This window comes from Enterobacter sp. HMSC16D10 (genome assembly GCF_001807145.1).
In the GTDB taxonomy this organism is placed as follows: Bacteria; Pseudomonadota; Gammaproteobacteria; order Enterobacterales; family Enterobacteriaceae; genus Enterobacter; species Enterobacter roggenkampii.
This window is the reverse complement of sequence record NZ_KV787924.1, coordinates 26,865-43,029: the sequence shown is the minus strand read 5'-3', so window position 1 is coordinate 43,029 and position 16,165 is coordinate 26,865. Positions and strand designations below refer to the sequence as shown.

Genomic DNA, 16,165 nt, shown 5'->3' with positions numbered 1-16,165 from the left:
AGTACTTTAATTGAGGCTAGCAAGCGTCATTAAAAATATATACAAAACTGTCACAATAAAAATAAAATCATTATATTTCAACGAATTACAATTAATCACTCAATTCAAAATAAACACAAAAATCTGCTCATTACAGAATTATCTCAAAACGACACAGCCGCTTTTCAGCATATTTATCGGGCAACATATCGGGTGTACATTACCTCCCATCCAGTCCACTAAGATGAGGCGCCATAATTACCTTTAAGTAAGTACCCCTTAACGTTACTGCATTCAGATTTAATGTTCTCATTTATGGCCTTTAACGCAGAGTTAAAAGGCAGCCGTGTTATGCAATGGATTCATGATAAACAAATGGCAAATAGATATGGAAAGATCGCTTCGCTTCAGTACATTATTCTTTTATCGCACCCCAACATTATTGTTTCTGTTATTACTCTTTCCTGTTCTGGTTCAGGCGACGGAATCCGTTTATGAGCAACAGATTCAACAGGCGCGTAACGGTAATTACACGTCGTTTCTCGATTATCTTCAGCGCTATCAGCAGCAGCATGCCCTGACGCCTGAGCACGTTGCGGACTGGTTACAGGTGGCGGCCTGGGCAGGCCATGATGACGAGGTTATTCAGGTCTGGCAGCGCTACAGCATTTATATGCCGCTGCCCGCCCGCGGCGTTGCGGCTGTCGCGCAGGCCAGACGAAATCAGAAAGCGTGGGAGCCCGCTCTGGCGCTCTGGAAAGAAGCGCGCAGCCTTGCGCCGGATAACGACGATTATCGTATCGGCTACATCAAAACCCTGGCCGATGCCCGTAAAGATACGCTTGCCCTGCAGGAAGCCCGACGGCTGGTCGCGGAGGATCCCTCTCAGGCGCATCTTCAGACGCTGGCATACGTCTGGTTACGCCAGGGAAAAAGCTGGGATCGGCTTTTAGCCGACACGCGCGCGCTGTATGTCGCGCCAGAAAATCACGCGCTTCTCCGCGAGCGGGTCGACGCGCTAACGGATAACCGGGTCAATACCCCCGCGCTCCTGCTTTCACAAAAGGTGGCGCTAGCCCCCGCGGAGCGTCGTCGTCTTGAGCTGAATGCCGCCGCCGAAAGCGTTCGCCTTGCTGATGTGCCGGGCAGAACAGAAAAGGAGCGCCTGCAGCTTGCGCAATCTGCGCTGAATCGTTACGAAGCGCTGCTGTCTCGCTGGCAGAGCGAGCCGCAGGCCGCGGAAGACGTCGTGCTTGCGCGTATCGACCGGCTCGGCGCGCTGTATGCCCATGCCGATTACCCGCGGGTCATCAGCGAATATCAGGATCTGACGGCAGCCCGGCATCCGGTGCCGGGCTGGGCAATCGGCTGGGTGATCTCCGCATATCTGCAGGAGAAAAACGCTTCCGCCGCCTTCGCGCTTCTGCAACGCTATCCGCAGTACGCATCCGATCCGCAGGACGAGGAGCACGCGCTTTTCTACGCCTGGCTGGATACGGGAGAGTATCCGTCCGCCCGCCGGTATGCAGAGCGCCACACCCGCAACGTTCCCTGGACCCGTTACGATTTCGGTTCCCCTACCCCTCAGCCGAACGATCGGTGGCTTACCGGTCAGTCGCTCCGTTTTAACTATTTGCTGGCGACGAATGCCCTGCCGGAAGCCGAAAAGCTGGCGCGACGTCTGGCAGCAACCGCGCCGGGCAATCAGGGATTGCAGATTGACTACGCCACCCTGCTTCAGGCGCGAGGCCTGCCGCGCGCGGCCGAGCAAACGCTGAAAATGGCGGAGGCGCTGGAGCCCTCGAATCTGGAACTTGAGCAGCAGCAGGCTTACGTCGCCATGGATCTGCAGGAGTGGCGGCAGATGGATTTACTGGCCGACGACGTCGTTGCCCGCGCGCCGCGCGATCGCAGCGCAAGGCGTCTGGACAGGCTCCGCACCGTCCACCATATGTCCGAGCTGCGCCTCAACGCGAGCAAGGGTTTGCACTCCGATAACCCCGTCAGCGGGACGCACGATCTCAACTGGGACGCCACGCTCTATGGCCCGCCCGTAGCGGATAACTGGCGGCTGTTTGCCGGCACCCGCTATGCAGAGGGCAATTTCGATGAAGGCAAAGGCACCAGCCGTCACCTGTTGGGCGGCATCGAATGGCGGCCACGCGATCTCCAGCTCGAAGCCGAGCTCTCAAGCAACCGCTATCACGGCGCGAACAAGCCGGGCGCTCGCCTCTCAACGACGTACAGCCTCACCGATAGCTGGCAGGTCAGCGGCAGCCTTGAGCGCCTGTCGCGCACCACGCCCCTGCGGGCGTTACGCAACGGGATCAGCGCCAACCGGGGGGAAGGCGGCGTGCGCTGGTATCAAAACGAGCGCCGTGAGTATCAGTTCAGCGCCGCCCTCAGCCGCTTCTCGGATCATAACCGCCGACAGGAATACACCCTCACGGGCAAGGAGCGTCTCTGGCAGACCCCGTCCCTGACGCTGGATCTCGAACCGGGGATCGCCGCCAGCAAAAACAGCCTGCGGGACACCCTCTATTACAACCCGGCACGGGATCTTTCCGTGACGGCCGCCCTGGCCGTTGACCATGAGATGTATCGCCATTACGACACCCTCTGGAGCCAGCAGTTCGTGGCGGGAGGCGGCCGCTACTGGCAGAAAAATCAGTCCGCTGGCGCCATCGCTCTGCTGGGTTACGGACAACGCGTTCAGTGGAACAACGTCATGGATACCGGCGTGATGCTGAACTGGGACAAGCGCCCTTACGACGGCAAACGCGAGAGCAACCTCTCCGTCACGTTTGATGCGACTTTACGCTTTTAAGGATGATGAAGATGAACACACGTTTTTCCACGAGCCTGATACTCATCGGCTGGCTCTGCCTCAGCGCAAATGCCTGCGCGCAGGCATTTTCGTTTATTGCGCCCAAAGATCGGCCGCAGCTGGAGGCGAGCAAACCCTGGCCGCAGAACCAGTTTCTGGTGCTGGCCTACCACGACGTCGAAGACGATGCCGCCGATCAGCGCTACCTCTCCGTGCGCACCAGCGCGCTAAACGAGCAGATAAGCTGGCTGCTGCACAACGGTTATCACGTCATCAGCGTGCAGGACATTCTGGATGCCCATGACGGAAAAAAAACGCTGCCGCCCAAAGCCGTTCTGCTCAGCTTTGACGACGGCTACAGCAGCTTTTACACCCGCGTCTGGCCACTGCTTCAGGCGTGGAACGTCCCTGCGCTCTGGGCGCCGGTGGGCAGCTGGGTGGATACGCCGGAAAATCAAAAAGTTAACTTCGGCGGTCTGATGACGGCCCGCGATCGTTTCGCGACGTGGGATATGGTGCGCGAGCTCAGCCGGTCTCCGCTGATTGAGATCGGTTCGCACACCTGGGCCTCGCATTACGGCATTGTTGCCAACCCGCAGGGCAGCCGCGAACCCGCCATCGCCAACCGCTTTTACGATAAAGCGACGGGCCGCTATGAAACCGATCGGCAGTTCAACCAGCGGATCGGCGATGACGTTCGCAAAGTGACTGAAAAAATCACGCAGGTGACGGGCAAGGCGCCGCGCGCCTGGGTCTGGCCCTACGGTGCCGCCAACGGCACGTCGCTCGCCATCGCCAGACAGCAGGGTTATCAGCTGGCCTTTACCCTTGAGGACGGGCTGGGGAACGTGCAGGAGCTGGGCAATATCCCCCGTCTGCTAATCGCCGGCAATCCCTCGCTTAAGGCGTTTGCCAGTACGGTCAGCCAGGTTCAGGAGCGCGAACCCGTGCGCGTCATGCACGTCGATCTCGACTACGTTTACGATCCCGATCCAGCCCAGCAGACGCAAAATATCAACAGGCTGATCCAGCGGGTCTACGACATGAAAATTAGCCATGTTTTCCTGCAGGCGTTTGCCGACCCGCAGGGCGACGGCAGGATCAGGGCGCTCTATTTCCCCAACCGCCAGCTGCCGGTCCGGGCCGATCTCTTTAATTTTGTCTCCTGGCAGCTGCAAACCCGGGCGGGCGTGAAAGTCTTCGCGTGGATGCCGGTGCTCTCGTTCGATCTCGATCCTGCCCTGCCGCGCGTGCAGCGTCGGGACCGCTCGTCAGGCCAGCTGTGCGAAGCCACCGATCCCTATATCCGGCTCTCCCCGTGGGACCCGCAGGTGCGCCAGCAGGTGACGGACATCTATGAAGATCTGGCCCGCTATGCCAGCTTCAACGGGATCTTGTTCCATGACGATGCGGTGCTGACCGACGTGGACGATAGCCCTCAGAGCACAACACGTCAGAAAAGCCAGACGCTTATCGGGTTTACCCACGCCCTGAGCCTCGCGGTGAAGCACATCCGTGGCCCGCAGATAAAAACCGCGCGCAACATGTTCGCCTTGCCCATACTGCAGCCCGAAAGCGAAGCGTGGTTCGCGCAGAATCTTGACGATTTTCTGGCGGAGTATGACTGGACGGTGCCGATGGCCATGCCGCTGATGGAGTCCGTCCCGGCAGACGAAAGTGATGCCTGGCTGACGCGTCTGGTTAACGCGGTCGCCGCGCGTACCGGCGCGCTCGATAAAACCATTTTCGAGCTGCAGGCCAGGGACTGGGATGGGAAACCGCAGCGCGCCGTTTCCGACAGCCAGCTGGCACAGTGGATGCGCGTGCTCCAGCTGAACGGCGTCAAAAACTACGGTTACTACCCCGATGATTTCATCAACAACCAACCTGATATCTCACGCATCAGGCCTGTATTTTCTTCGTACTGGTACCCTGACAATGACTGATCGCATTATCGCCTTTTCCATTTTATGTCTGGTATTCGGGTTGCCGTTAGGCGTGGCCGCCCTCTTTACCGGCGAGCTGATTCTGGATTTTGTGTTCTTCTGGCCGCTGTTCATGTCGGTGCTCTGGATAACCGGCGGCCTCTATTTCTGGTTTCAGCTTGAACGCCACTGGTCGTGGGATAAAGAGACGCCCGCCCCGACGCTCGCCGGTGAGCCGCTCATCTCCATTCTTATCCCCTGCTTCAACGAGGGAAGGAATGCCCGGGAGACCATCAGCGCCGCGCTGGATCAGCGGTATGAAAATATCGAAGTTATCGCCATCAACGACGGCTCGTCTGACAACACCGCGCAGGTGCTGCAGGCGCTGGTGCAGGAACATCCGCGCCTGCGGGTAATTAATCTCGCGGAAAACCAGGGGAAAGCGCTGGCGCTCAAAGCCGGGGCAGCGGCGGCCCGGGGCGATCTGCTGGTCTGCATTGACGGCGACGCCCTGCTCGACCGCGATACGGCAGCGTATCTGGTGGCCCCGCTGATTCAGTATCCCCACGTCGGTGCGGTCACCGGGAATCCGCGTATCCGCACGCGCTCCACGCTGATTGGCCGCATTCAGGTGGGCGAGTTCTCATCGATTATCGGGCTCATCAAGCGGACGCAGCGGATCTATGGCCGGGTCTTTACCGTCTCGGGCGTCATCGCCGCCTTTCGCCGACAGGCGCTGGCGGACGTCGGGTACTGGAGCCCGGACATGATCACCGAAGACATCGACATCAGCTGGAAGCTGCAGCTGCGCCACTGGGATATCTTTTTCGAGCCGCGGGCGCTGTGCTGGATCCTGATGCCGGAGACGCTGAAGGGCCTGTGGAAACAGCGTCTGCGCTGGGCCCAGGGCGGTGCGGAGGTGTTTCTGGTCAACCTTCGCAGGATTGTGCGCTGGGAGCATCACCGCATGTGGCCCCTGTTTCTTGAGTATGCCCTGTCAACGCTGTGGGCCTTCGCCTACGCCATGACGGTGCTGTTATTTATCCTCAGCCATATCACGCCGATTCCCGCCAGGCTGACCGTGGAGAGCCTCTTTCCACCGGAGTTTACCGGGCTGCTGCTGGGCGTGATGTGCCTGCTGCAGTTCCTGGTCAGCCTGTTCATCGAGCGGCGCTATGAACGGAAGGTGGCCAGCTCGCTTTTCTGGGTGATCTGGTTCCCGATGGTGTACTGGATGATCGGCCTGTTCACCACCCTCGTCGCGTTTCCAAAAGTCATGCTTAAACGCCAGCGCGCCCGCGCGCGCTGGATCAGTCCGGACCGGGGAAAAGGACGCATTTAATGAACGAAAATACCTTAATTCTGACCGAACATCGGCTGTTGCCACGTCTTTTCGATGCCGCGTTAACGCTGGTGGCGTGGGGAGGCTTTCTGTTTTTCCTGTATGCCCGGCTCTGGATGCAGCTCACCGAGGAGAGCGACCACCGCTGGAGCGTGATTATTGCGTCCTTTAATACGGTGTTGCTCTACCTGCTGTTCGCCGCGCTCAACGGCTGGCTGCTGATTTTGTGGTATCAGTACAATCGCCGTCGGGCCCACGCGAGGCGGCGTCAGCCGGGTTATTTTCACCAGGAGGAGCTGGCCCGCAGCTTTAATGTCTCACCGCAGATCATCTCTGAGATGAGCCAGTACAACCTGCTGACGGTCTATCATGACCAGATTGGCCGCATCATCGATCTGAAAATCAACGGGCAGGAAGAGGAAGAACAGTAACGAAAAGCCCCCGCAGGATGCCCTGCGGGGGCTTTTTTATTGCGGGTAAGAGCTACTTATCTTTAACCACGATCAGCGGCTCAATATCGCTCTCTTTCTTCACCACCAGCGAGTCATCGCCGCGCAGGCAGGTCCCACCGTAGTTCCCGCCCACGGTAAAGGTACAGACCTGTATGTACTTGCCGTCGACCTTCGGCAGGCACCACAGCTGCTGGTAGATGTTTTTGCGGTCAACAAACTTGCCGCTGGATTTATCCAGCAGTTCGTCTTGGGCGCTGATCAGATCGATATTGCTGCCGCAGCGTCCGGCAATCGGCTTAACGGCGTATCCGGTCTGCTTCAGCAGATCGTTGACCTCAAAATCGGTGTCGAGCAGATAACGGTGGTTCGGGAACAGTTGCCACAGCACCGGGAGAATCGCCTTGTTGCCGGGAATAACGGTCCACAGGGGTTCAAAGACCAGCACCTCCGGGCGCAGCAGGACGTCAATCAGGCGCACTTCGCCTTCAGGGTGTCCGGTGCGGATCGGCACCGCCGCGTATTCGGTTTCGCTGACCTCGCGGATCTGCTCAATCGCCGTCTCCCACGCCCAGGTTTTCCACACGCAGTTGACGTGGCGGCCTTCGTCGTCAATCAGCTGTCCGGCGGCATCCCAGCTGAGCGCCCCCAGCCCGTGGAGGATTTTGGTCTCGAACCCGGCCTGCAGCAGAGAACGCTGGATAAAGAGCGCGTGATAGTCCTCTTCGACATCGTTGTCCTGCATGATGTGGACAAACGGCCGCGCGTGGCTGTGCTTCCAGGCGCCGGTCAGCTCTTCCAGCAGCCCTTCCGCCGGGTTATGCCCGTTGCCGCGATAGCCATTTTTCACCCACTCTTCGAGAATCAGCCCGCCCTCGGTATGGCAGGAGGCGGAGTCGGCGTTGTACTCGTAGACCTTGATGCCGCGCTCATCCATGCAGAAATCCATACGACCGGTGATCATATGGTGACGACGCCACTGCCAGGAGAGGCGCAGGCGCGGCCAGAGGATTTTCGGGATGTCGAAAAGCGCCAGCAGGCTATCGTCTTTCAGCACCTTGTCCGTCGCGTGCAGGTACATCAGGTGCAGCTCGTTGGTGGCTTTGATCAGCTCCTGTTCGGCGCTTTCGGTAATGGTGAAGTACTGGCAGGGATCTTTGTTGATCACGTGACCGTTGGCGCGAATATACGCCTGCTGCAGCGCGTCATTTTCGTTGAGCCACTTGCCGTCGAACTGACGTGTGTTTTTCAGCCGCGCGCCGCTGATTTTCAGCAGTTCGCCGTCGATTTCCGGCTGCGGAATGCTGTGTTCTGTGTCGTCGGTCTGGATCATCCAGCCGAGAATTTCCGTGTCGCTGAAGGTGTCGTGGAGGGTGTAACACCCGTTCTCCACGCTCAGGCGCAGCTCGCGCGTCCACTGCTGCCCGAGCGGCAGCGGAGAGTGAATCACGTTCTGCTCGGCGATACGCACCTTATCGTCCAGAAGCTGGGTGATCACCGCCACGTGGCCGGTCTCATGAAACTCGCCGCCTTTTTGCCAGATCAGCAGCGCTCCGGCGCGCGGCGCGCGTTTTGAGCCGTTGGCAAACGCCTGAAGGGGCAGAATGTTATCGTTCACCACCTGACGCAAAAAGCGCAGGGAGAAAATTTCCCACGCCATACCAACGTCGGTAAACACAAAGCCATAGTTGAGGAACAGGAAACGGCGGGCAAACTCAACGCACTGCCACTTGTGGCCCATGTATTCGTTGCCGATGTAGCTGCGGAAATCCGCATCTTCCGGATAGTTTCGCGGGTCCAGACTGCCGTAATTTGAAGAGTAAATCGCCACGCCACCGGGCGCATAGCCTAACAATGTCCCGAATGGCGCATCACTGCTTAACGTTCCTTTACGCATGTATCCAACCTAAAACAGGCAGGCGGCAATTTTTATGGGTTGTCGTCGTCTGCACGTTGTAATTAACCTGACAGAGGAGCGTTTATCATACACCTGCGTGGTAAATAATTCGCCTTACCCGGCCGACAAAACGCAAAACCCTGTAGGTCGGGTAAGCGAAGCGCCACCCGACACGTTTAAGGCTCACATCTTAAACAGCCAGCACGCCGCGAAATGCCCTGGCGCGATCTCCTGCATGGCAGGCTCCTGCGTCTGGCAAACCGGCACGGCGTGCGGGCAGCGGCTGCAGAACTTACAGCCCGGCAGCGCGGACGTAGGGCCGGGCATTTCGCCGCGCAGGGTTGCGTCTTCGAGGTTGCGAATCCGCGGGTCGGGCTGGGGAACCGCCGCCAGCAGCGCGCGGGTATAAGGGTGCGCCGGACGCTGATACAGCTCATTCGCCGGGGCCACCTCCACCAGCTTACCGAGGTACATCACCCCAATGCGGCTGGAGATATGACGCACCATCGAGAGATCGTGGGCGATGAACAGATAGGTCAGCCCCAGCTCCTGCTGCAGATCCTGCAGAATATTCACTACCTGCGCCTGCACCGAGACGTCCAGCGCCGAGAGCGGCTCATCGCACAGCACAAATTCGGGACGCACGGACAACGCGCGGGCAATACTGATGCGCTGGCGCTGCCCGCCGCTGAACTCATGCGGAAACCGCTCAAGGTGTTCCTGCTTAAGCCCCACTTTGTAGAGCAGCGTTTCCGTTCGTTCGCGCTGTTCTTCACGACTGTAGCCGTGGATCTGCATCGGCTCGGCCACCAGCTGTCGTACCGTCATGCCGGGGTTAAGCGAGGAGTAAGGGTCCTGGAAAATCGCCTGCATCCGCTTACGCAGCGGCTTGAGCTCTTTTTCGCGGGCATGGGCAATCGCCTGTCCGGCAAAGTGGATCTCGCCCGCGGTGATATCGAAAAGGCGCAGGATGGCGCGCCCGAGGGTGGATTTTCCGCAGCCGGACTCGCCCACCAGGCCAAACGTCTCGCCGGGCTGGATATCAAAGCTCACGCCATCAACCGCCTTCACCGCCGCGCCTTTACGCAGCAGACCGCCGTTAAGCGGGTAGTGCTTGCGCAGATCGCGCACGCTTACTAAAGGGGCCTGTTGTTCACTCATGCCTGAATCTCCTTATCGGCCCATAGCCAGCAGGCGGCGCGATGGCCTTCACCCATGGCGTAAAAAGCGGGCTGCCGTTCACACTGGGGCATGCGTTTCGGGCAGCGTTCGGCGAACGGACAGCCCGGCGGCGGGTTAAGCAGACCAGGCGGCGCGCCTTCAATAGGTGATAAACGTTGATTGACCTCATCCGGGCGCGGCAGCGAGGCCAGCAGCCCCTGGGTATAAGGATGCGCAGGGCGATAAAAAATGTCCTCCACGCTCCCCTCCTCCATCACCAGCCCGCCGTACATCACCACCACGCGGCTGCAGACCTGCGCCACCACGCCGAGATCGTGGGTGATCAGCAGAATCGCGGTTTGGGTCTGCTGTTGCAGGCTTTTCAGCAGACGCAGGATCTGCGCCTGAATGGTGACGTCCAGCGCGGTGGTCGGCTCATCGGCAATAAGCAGCTTCGGGTTGCAGGAGAGCGCAATGGCGATCATCACCCGCTGGCGCATCCCGCCGCTGAACTCGTGGGGATACTGGTCGTATCGGCGTTCCGCCTCGGCAATCCCCACCTGTTCCAGCATGGCGATCGCCGCCGCTTTGGCCGCTCTTTTGGTGAGCCCTTTATTGCGCATCAGGATCTCTGCCATCTGTTTGCCGATGGTCAGCACCGGGTTCAGGGCGGTCATCGGATCCTGGAAAATCATCGCGATCTCGTTGCCGCGAATGGCGCGCATCTGCGCAGGGGTTTTCTGCGCCAGATCGTCATTCTGGAAGCGAATGCTGCCGCCGGCGATCCGTCCGTTGCTCCCCAGAAGCTGAATGATCGACTTACAGGTGACGCTTTTCCCGCAGCCCGACTCGCCGACGATGCCGACGAGTTCCCCCGGCTGCACCTGAAAGCTCACGCCACGCACCGCGTGAACCTCGCCCTCGCGGGTGCGGAAGGTGGTTTGCAGGTTCTCAAGCGCTAATAAGCTACTCATCGCGATTCGCTCCTGGCTCAAAGGCGGTACGGAACACATCGCCCAGCACGTTAAAGCTGAACACCGTCAGCAGGATAAGAATGCCGGGGAACATCGCCAGCCACGACGCTTCGCCAATATAAGACTGGGCGTTGTTGAGCATGCTTCCCCACGACGCCGCCGGTGCCTGTACGCCCAGCCCTAAGAAGCTAAGCGTCGACTCCATCAGAATGGCCGAGGCGATATTGAGCGTGGCGGCCACGATAATGGTCGGCAGCACGCCGGGAATAATGTGGCGCACGATAATGCGCAGCGGGTGTTCCCCCGACGCGCGGGCATAAAGCACATACTCGCGCTCTTTCACCGACAGGGTTTCTGCGCGCACCAGCCGCGACATGTTCATCCACGTCAGCAGGCTGATGATCAGAATGATGTTATCCACGCCCGGCTTGAGGTACGCATTCACCACCAGCAGCAGGAAGAAGGCCGGAATGGCCATCAGGATATCCACGGCGCGCATCATCAGGTTGTCCAGCCAGCCGCCAAAGTAGCCGCTCACCGTTCCCACCACCGTGCCAATAAGCGTGGAAAAGAGCATGGCGAGAAAACCGACCATCAGGGAGATCAGCCCGCCATACAGCGCGCGGGTGAAGTAGTCGCGCCCGTACTCGTCGGTGCCGAACCAGTGTGCGGCATCCGGCGGCAGCGTGCGTGCGCCGAGCGCCATCCGATCCGGATCGTACGGACTCAAGCCCGCACAGAGCGCGGCGACAACGAAAATAAAAAGCACAAACAGGGAGAACTGCGCCGGACGGTTGCGGCGCAGCTGGTGACGAACCTGCTGCCAGCGTCTGCTCATGCGGGTTACCTCAGCGTACGAATGCGGGGATCGGCGAAGCGATAAAGCAGATCGGCGATCAGGTTACCGACGATCAGCATCATCGACGAGAGCATGATGATCGCCATGATCAGCGGGTAGTCCAGCGAAGCGATCGACTGGATCCCGAGCAGCCCCATCCCCGGCCAGGAGAAGACGCTTTCCGTCACGTAGGCCCCCACAATCAGCTCACCGAACGACAGCCCAAACAGGGTGATCACCGGCAGCAGCACGTTTTTCAGCACGTGGCGGAACAGAATGCTGGAACGCGTGGCGCCGTAAGCCAGCTGGGTCTGCACGTAGTCGGCCGAGAGCTGCGAGATGGTGTTGGAGCGGATGTAGCGCACGTAGCTGGAGAGGTTGTAGAACGTGAGGGCAATACACGGCAGCACGCCGTGGCGCAGCACGTCCAGCGCATTATCCTCCATGCCGATGGTGCGCATCCCCATGCTGGGGAACCAGTTAAGCTGCACGGCAAAAACGGTGATGAGCAAAATGCCGAACCAGAAAATCGGCACCGAGATGCCGATATAGGCGAACAGGTTCAGGAGATGATCCAGCCAGCGGTGCTTAAATGCCCCGGCCAGCAGGCCCAGCGGGATGGCCAGCACGATCGCCAGCAGCAGCGACGCGCCCATCAGCCCCAGCGTGGCCGGAATGCGTTCGCCGATCATCTCCAGCACCGGCCGGTGGTAGATCAGCGAATAGCCGAGATCGCCCTGCAGGACGTTTTTCAGCCACAGGACGTACTGCGTGACCAGCGGCTTATCCAGCCCCAGGCTCTGGCGAATACGTTCGATATCTTCCGGAGCCATGCGCGGTGTGATGTACGCCGCCACCGGATCGCCGGGCGCGAGCTTGACCAGCAAAAACGCCACCAGCGAAATGAAGAACAGCATCGGCAGCAGTTGCAGCAGCCGACGCGTGAGGAGTGTGTTCACGACGTGCCCTTACAAAGGCCCCGACCCGACGGCCGGGGCAATCGCTTATTTCTGATAGATTTTTGACAGATCCTGGAACAGATAGACCGGTTTCGGCTCCGCTTCCTCGGTACCGCCAAAACGCTTGTCTACCGCGACGGTCGCATTGGTATAGGCGATCGGGTAGTACGTCATGTCGTTCGCCACGGTCTGCTGAATTTGCTTGTAGATATCGGCACGTTTTGCGGCGTCGGTTTCCACGGCGCCTTTATCCCACAGGGCATCAAACTGCGGATTTTTGTAGTGCGCGTAGTTATAGGCTTCGTTGCTCATGAACAGCGATTTGTAGCCGTCCGGCTCTGAGCCCATGATGTAGCCGCCCAGGTTCAGCTCCCACGCGGTGTTGTTCATATCGAGGCTGCGCTGGGACATGGCGTTGGAGTCCAGCGGCATCAGCTCCACGTTCACCCCAATGCCCTTCAGCGCCTGCTGAATGTAGAGCACCATGCTCTCCTGGGTTTTGTTGGTATTCACATACGCCAGGCGCAGCTTGAGGTTGTCCGGCGCGCCGGACGCTTTAAGCCGCTCTTTGGCTTTTTGCAGGTCGAATGTGTATTGCTCGACGTCATCCGTCTTGTAAAGCGTATCGGGCGTCAGGAAGGACGTCGCCGGTTTGGCGTAGTCCAGCGAGGTAAAGGCGGTCTGGGTCAGCTCGTCTTTGTTGATGGCGTACGCAATGGCCTGACGCAATTCTTTGCTCTTCATTACCGGCACGTTCTGGTTGAACGTCATATAGGCCAGACGGCCTTCCGGATAGACCACGAAGTCAAACTTACCGGTATTTTTCAGGCGGTTCACATCCTGCGGGTCAACCATCTTGAGGTTGATTTCACCGTTTTGCAGCGCAAGGTTGGCGGCGTTACTGTCTTTGGCGAAACGGTAGGTCACCGAATCTAGCTTCGCTTTGCCGTTCCAGTAATCGTCAAAACGGGTCAGGGCATAATATTGTCCGGCGCGGTACTCTTTAAATTTGAACGGCCCGGAGCCGACCGGTGCATCGTTTTTGCTGCTCTTTTCCAGGTCGCCTTCGCCGGCGAACACGTGCTGCGGGATCGGGTAGATCTGTACCAGCGTGCCGGTAAAGGCCGCGCTGACCTGCGGTAAGGTGAACTTAACGGTGCGGTCGTCAACCTTGCTTACCTGTACCGGCTTATCGCCGTAGGTGAACATGCTGCGGAAGAAGCTGTGCTGTTTGGCATCCAGCAGCTTATTGAAGGTGAAGACCACGTCGTCCGCCGTCAGCGGCTGGCCGTCCTGCCATTTCAGGTTCGGTTTTAACGTCAGGGTGTAGCTCAGGTTGTCGGCGGAGGGCGTCAGGCTTTCCGCCAGGCCCCATTCGATCTTACCGTTGTTGAAGCTATAGAGGGGAGCATACAACGCTTGCATGATCGTCAACGTGGTACGGTCGCTGGCGTAGAGCGGATTTACAGCTAACGGGTCGCCGGAGGTAATACCGATAATCAGCGAACCGCCCGCTTTTGGCGCATCGCTTTTTGCCGCTGAGGGCGTATTTGTCTCTTTATTTTTCGCATCATCACAGCCCGCCAGGCCTAACGCGAGCGAAACAACCACTGCCGATAACAGAAGCTTGCGCATCTCACTAACTCCTTGCCTTATAAAGTGTTTATGACTGCATCTTTTATTTATGTTGAAGCATCATATGCAGCTTTATCCGTTTACGCATTAATTATGAAAATGCGATTTTCGATTAAGCTTATACCTGATTTGATATATATAAGCGCCGGAAGGAATAGCGGCAGATCGATTACGCTCAGTTCGTTAAACGCCTCACAAATCTCCTGCTACACTGCCTCAACACATCACTCAAAAGGCAGGCCAACATGTCAGACAACACGTATCAGCCACCCAAAGTGTGGGAATGGAAAAAGAACAACGGCGGCGCGTTCGCCAATATCAACCGCCCGATTTCCGGCGCGACCCATGAAAAAGATCTTCCTGTCGGTTCGCACCCGCTGCAGCTTTACTCGCTGGGCACACCGAACGGCCAGAAGGTGACGATCATGCTCGAAGAGCTGCTGGCGCTGGGCGTAACGGGCGCGGAGTACGACGCGTGGTTGATCCGCATCGGCGAGGGCGATCAGTTCTCCAGCGGCTTCGTGGAGGTGAACCCGAACTCGAAAATACCGGCGCTGCGTGACCACTCCACGAACCCGCCAACGCGCGTCTTTGAATCCGGCAATATCCTGCTCTATCTGGCGGAAAAATTCGGCCACTTCCTGCCGAAAGATCCGGCGGGACGCACCGAGACGCTGAACTGGCTGTTCTGGCTGCAGGGCGCGGCGCCGTTCCTCGGCGGCGGTTTTGGCCACTTCTATAACTATGCCCCGGTGAAAATCGAGTACGCGATTGACCGCTTCACCATGGAAGCCAAACGCCTGTTCGACGTGCTGGATAAACAGCTGGCGCGCGGTCGCTACGTGGCGGGTGAGGAGTACACCATTGCCGATATCGCCATCTGGCCATGGTTCGGCTGCGTGGCGCTGGGCAGCGTGTATAACGCCGCTGAGTTCCTCGACGCAGAAAAGTACACCAACGTGCAGCGCTGGGCGAAAGACGTGGCGAACCGCCATGCCGTTAAGCGCGGACGCATCGTTAACCGCACCAGCGGCGAGCTGAACGAGCAACTTCACGAACGCCACGCGGCGAGCGACTTCGAGACCAATACGGAAGATAAGCGTCAGGCGTAATGTTCTGCCGGGCGGATCGCCGCCCGGCAACAGAGGTCCTTGCCCAGGGCATGATTGGCCTAAAGGTTGAGCCGGTATTGCTGGCACTATCTGTGCGTTTTTCTCACCTCAGAGTGAGAAGCGACGTATCAACCGACAGCAGTCACAAAGGATCTGTTATGAAACTGATTAAAACAACGCTGGTTATCAGCGCCCTCATTTTTTCCACCTCGGGAATGGCCATCGATAAAACCGCCGCTGGCGCGGTAGCAGGCGCTGCCATTGGCGCGGCCACGGGCAAAGATCTGAAATCCACCGTTGGCGGTGCCGTTGTTGGCGCAGGCACGGGTGCCATGTTCAAAAACGGCGACAAAGGTAAAGCCGCGCGTAAAGGCGGCGCCGTAGGGGCTGCCGTGGGCGCAGGCGCCGCGGTGGTTACCGGCAAGAGCGTGCTGAAAGGTGCAGCCGTTGGCGCGGGCACGGGCGCGCTGATTGGTGAAGCGACGCACTGATAAACGCCGTAGTTCTGCCTTTAGAATCGGTATGATGATGAAACCCAGCTATTATGCTGGGTTTTTTGTCTTATCTCGGTTCCGTTTGAGAAACGGGAAGTATTACCACGATCGTTACGGGTAGCCTCCTGTTTGCGGTATCCTTACGTTCGGGACTTTCTCCGGAAAGTTGTCCGCATTTCATGTTCCGTAATTTCTTTTATTTTGCTTACGCTGGCCACCTGGGATTATTGGTCTGATACAGTATACTTTCGCCTGTTTAGGGAGGACGTGATGGCTATCAGTGAGAAAGACCTGCTTGAGGCAGGTTTCAGCAAAAGCGAAGTAGACAATTTACAGGGCCGACTCGCAGCAGCCGGAGGCACAATGCAGCATCTCATCGATGCGCTCTCACGGCGCTTCCGGGTTTCGGTATGGATCACGGTCGCGCTGGTTCTGGTTATGCTGGTCACCCTTATCGCTGGCAGCCGGACACACATTCTTTCCGGGGGCATGAGTTCCCTTGTTGTCCTGATCATTGCTTGGGTGACCTTTCCACCAGCTCTGGGCTGGAAAGCATTCCGCCTGCAGAAGACT

The 16,165-nt window shown here is 58.5% G+C and carries 13 protein-coding genes; 7 read left to right on the top strand and 6 right to left on the bottom strand.

The genetic code is table 11. The annotated features are described in order from the left end of the window. The first annotated feature begins 367 nt into the window (after nucleotides 1-367). Genes pgaA through pgaD form a run of 4 tightly spaced genes read left to right on the top strand, consistent with a single transcriptional unit; the run spans nucleotide 368 to nucleotide 6,504 of the window. The gene (pgaA, locus tag HMPREF3143_RS23995) at nucleotides 368-2,806 is read left to right on the top strand and encodes a poly-beta-1,6 N-acetyl-D-glucosamine export porin PgaA (RefSeq protein ID WP_070534395.1); all 2,439 of its coding nucleotides are present in this window, start codon (nucleotides 368-370) and stop codon (nucleotides 2,804-2,806) included. A gap of 2 nt (nucleotides 2,807-2,808) precedes the next feature. Continuing rightward, the gene (pgaB, locus tag HMPREF3143_RS23990; protein ID WP_070534394.1) at nucleotides 2,809-4,752 is read left to right on the top strand and encodes a poly-beta-1,6-N-acetyl-D-glucosamine N-deacetylase PgaB; all 1,944 of its coding nucleotides are present in this window, start codon (nucleotides 2,809-2,811) and stop codon (nucleotides 4,750-4,752) included. After that, on the top strand, nucleotides 4,745-6,073 hold the full coding sequence (gene pgaC, locus HMPREF3143_RS23985) for a poly-beta-1,6-N-acetyl-D-glucosamine synthase (RefSeq protein ID WP_070534393.1): 1,329 nt from the start codon (nucleotides 4,745-4,747) through the stop codon (nucleotides 6,071-6,073). The genes pgaB and pgaC overlap by 8 nt, the downstream gene beginning before the upstream one ends. Continuing rightward, nucleotides 6,073-6,504: a poly-beta-1,6-N-acetyl-D-glucosamine biosynthesis protein PgaD gene (gene pgaD, locus HMPREF3143_RS23980; protein WP_008499789.1), complete on the top strand. Its 432-nt coding sequence runs from the start codon at nucleotides 6,073-6,075 to the stop codon at nucleotides 6,502-6,504. Before pgaC ends, pgaD begins: the two co-directional genes overlap by 1 nt. 52 nt (nucleotides 6,505-6,556) lie before the next feature. Here pgaD and gss read toward each other — a convergent pair whose 3' ends face one another. From gss to HMPREF3143_RS23950, 6 genes are all read right to left on the bottom strand, one after another. Beyond that, nucleotides 6,557-8,419, bottom strand: a complete 1,863-nt coding sequence (gss, locus tag HMPREF3143_RS23975) for a bifunctional glutathionylspermidine amidase/synthase (protein WP_025912482.1) — start codon at nucleotides 8,417-8,419, stop codon at nucleotides 6,557-6,559. Nucleotides 8,420-8,602: 183 nt separating this feature from the next. Next, complete coding sequence (locus tag HMPREF3143_RS23970; protein WP_047748087.1) at nucleotides 8,603-9,580, bottom strand: ABC transporter ATP-binding protein; 978 nt, start codon at nucleotides 9,578-9,580, stop codon at nucleotides 8,603-8,605. Then, nucleotides 9,577-10,554, bottom strand: coding sequence for an ABC transporter ATP-binding protein (locus HMPREF3143_RS23965; RefSeq protein ID WP_070534392.1), 978 nt, complete (start codon nucleotides 10,552-10,554; stop codon nucleotides 9,577-9,579). Before HMPREF3143_RS23965 ends, HMPREF3143_RS23970 begins: the two co-directional genes overlap by 4 nt. After that, on the bottom strand, nucleotides 10,547-11,392 hold the full coding sequence (locus HMPREF3143_RS23960) for an ABC transporter permease (RefSeq protein WP_070534391.1): 846 nt from the start codon (nucleotides 11,390-11,392) through the stop codon (nucleotides 10,547-10,549). Before HMPREF3143_RS23960 ends, HMPREF3143_RS23965 begins: the two co-directional genes overlap by 8 nt. A gap of 5 nt (nucleotides 11,393-11,397) precedes the next feature. After that, nucleotides 11,398-12,351, bottom strand: a complete 954-nt coding sequence (locus tag HMPREF3143_RS23955) for an ABC transporter permease (protein ID WP_008499794.1) — start codon at nucleotides 12,349-12,351, stop codon at nucleotides 11,398-11,400. Nucleotides 12,352-12,396: 45 nt separating this feature from the next. Continuing rightward, entirely contained in the window at nucleotides 12,397-13,986 is a 1,590-nt protein-coding gene (locus tag HMPREF3143_RS23950; RefSeq protein ID WP_070534390.1) for an ABC transporter substrate-binding protein, read from the bottom strand. Between the two features lie 245 nt (nucleotides 13,987-14,231). On the opposite strand from HMPREF3143_RS23950, the gene yghU reads away from it, so the two are divergent. The 3 genes from yghU to HMPREF3143_RS23935 form a co-directional block, all read left to right on the top strand. After that, complete coding sequence (gene yghU / locus HMPREF3143_RS23945; protein WP_008499796.1) at nucleotides 14,232-15,098, top strand: glutathione-dependent disulfide-bond oxidoreductase; 867 nt, start codon at nucleotides 14,232-14,234, stop codon at nucleotides 15,096-15,098. 158 nt (nucleotides 15,099-15,256) lie between these two features. Next, nucleotides 15,257-15,589 (top strand): glycine zipper domain-containing protein, encoded by a 333-nt coding sequence (locus tag HMPREF3143_RS23940; protein WP_070534389.1) that lies wholly within the window; start codon nucleotides 15,257-15,259, stop codon nucleotides 15,587-15,589. 273 nt (nucleotides 15,590-15,862) lie between these two features. After that, nucleotides 15,863-16,165 (top strand): hypothetical protein (locus HMPREF3143_RS23935; protein ID WP_070534388.1); only part of this gene is annotated, 303 nt, incomplete at its 3' end.

Coding starts and splice junctions, on each gene's coding strand:
- pgaC (WP_070534393.1), top strand. CDS start 4,745: ATGACTGATCGCATTATCGCCTTTTCCATTTTATGTCTGGTATTCGGG.
- HMPREF3143_RS23950 (WP_070534390.1), bottom strand. CDS start 13,986: ATGCGCAAGCTTCTGTTATCGGCAGTGGTTGTTTCGCTCGCGTTAGGC.
- yghU (WP_008499796.1), top strand. CDS start 14,232: ATGTCAGACAACACGTATCAGCCACCCAAAGTGTGGGAATGGAAAAAG.
- HMPREF3143_RS23960 (WP_070534391.1), bottom strand. CDS start 11,392: ATGAGCAGACGCTGGCAGCAGGTTCGTCACCAGCTGCGCCGCAACCGT.
- gss (WP_025912482.1), bottom strand. CDS start 8,419: ATGCGTAAAGGAACGTTAAGCAGTGATGCGCCATTCGGGACATTGTTA.
- pgaA (WP_070534395.1), top strand. CDS start 368: ATGGAAAGATCGCTTCGCTTCAGTACATTATTCTTTTATCGCACCCCA.
- pgaD (WP_008499789.1), top strand. CDS start 6,073: ATGAACGAAAATACCTTAATTCTGACCGAACATCGGCTGTTGCCACGT.
- HMPREF3143_RS23940 (WP_070534389.1), top strand. CDS start 15,257: ATGAAACTGATTAAAACAACGCTGGTTATCAGCGCCCTCATTTTTTCC.
- HMPREF3143_RS23965 (WP_070534392.1), bottom strand. CDS start 10,554: ATGAGTAGCTTATTAGCGCTTGAGAACCTGCAAACCACCTTCCGCACC.
- pgaB (WP_070534394.1), top strand. CDS start 2,809: ATGATGAAGATGAACACACGTTTTTCCACGAGCCTGATACTCATCGGC.
- HMPREF3143_RS23970 (WP_047748087.1), bottom strand. CDS start 9,580: ATGAGTGAACAACAGGCCCCTTTAGTAAGCGTGCGCGATCTGCGCAAG.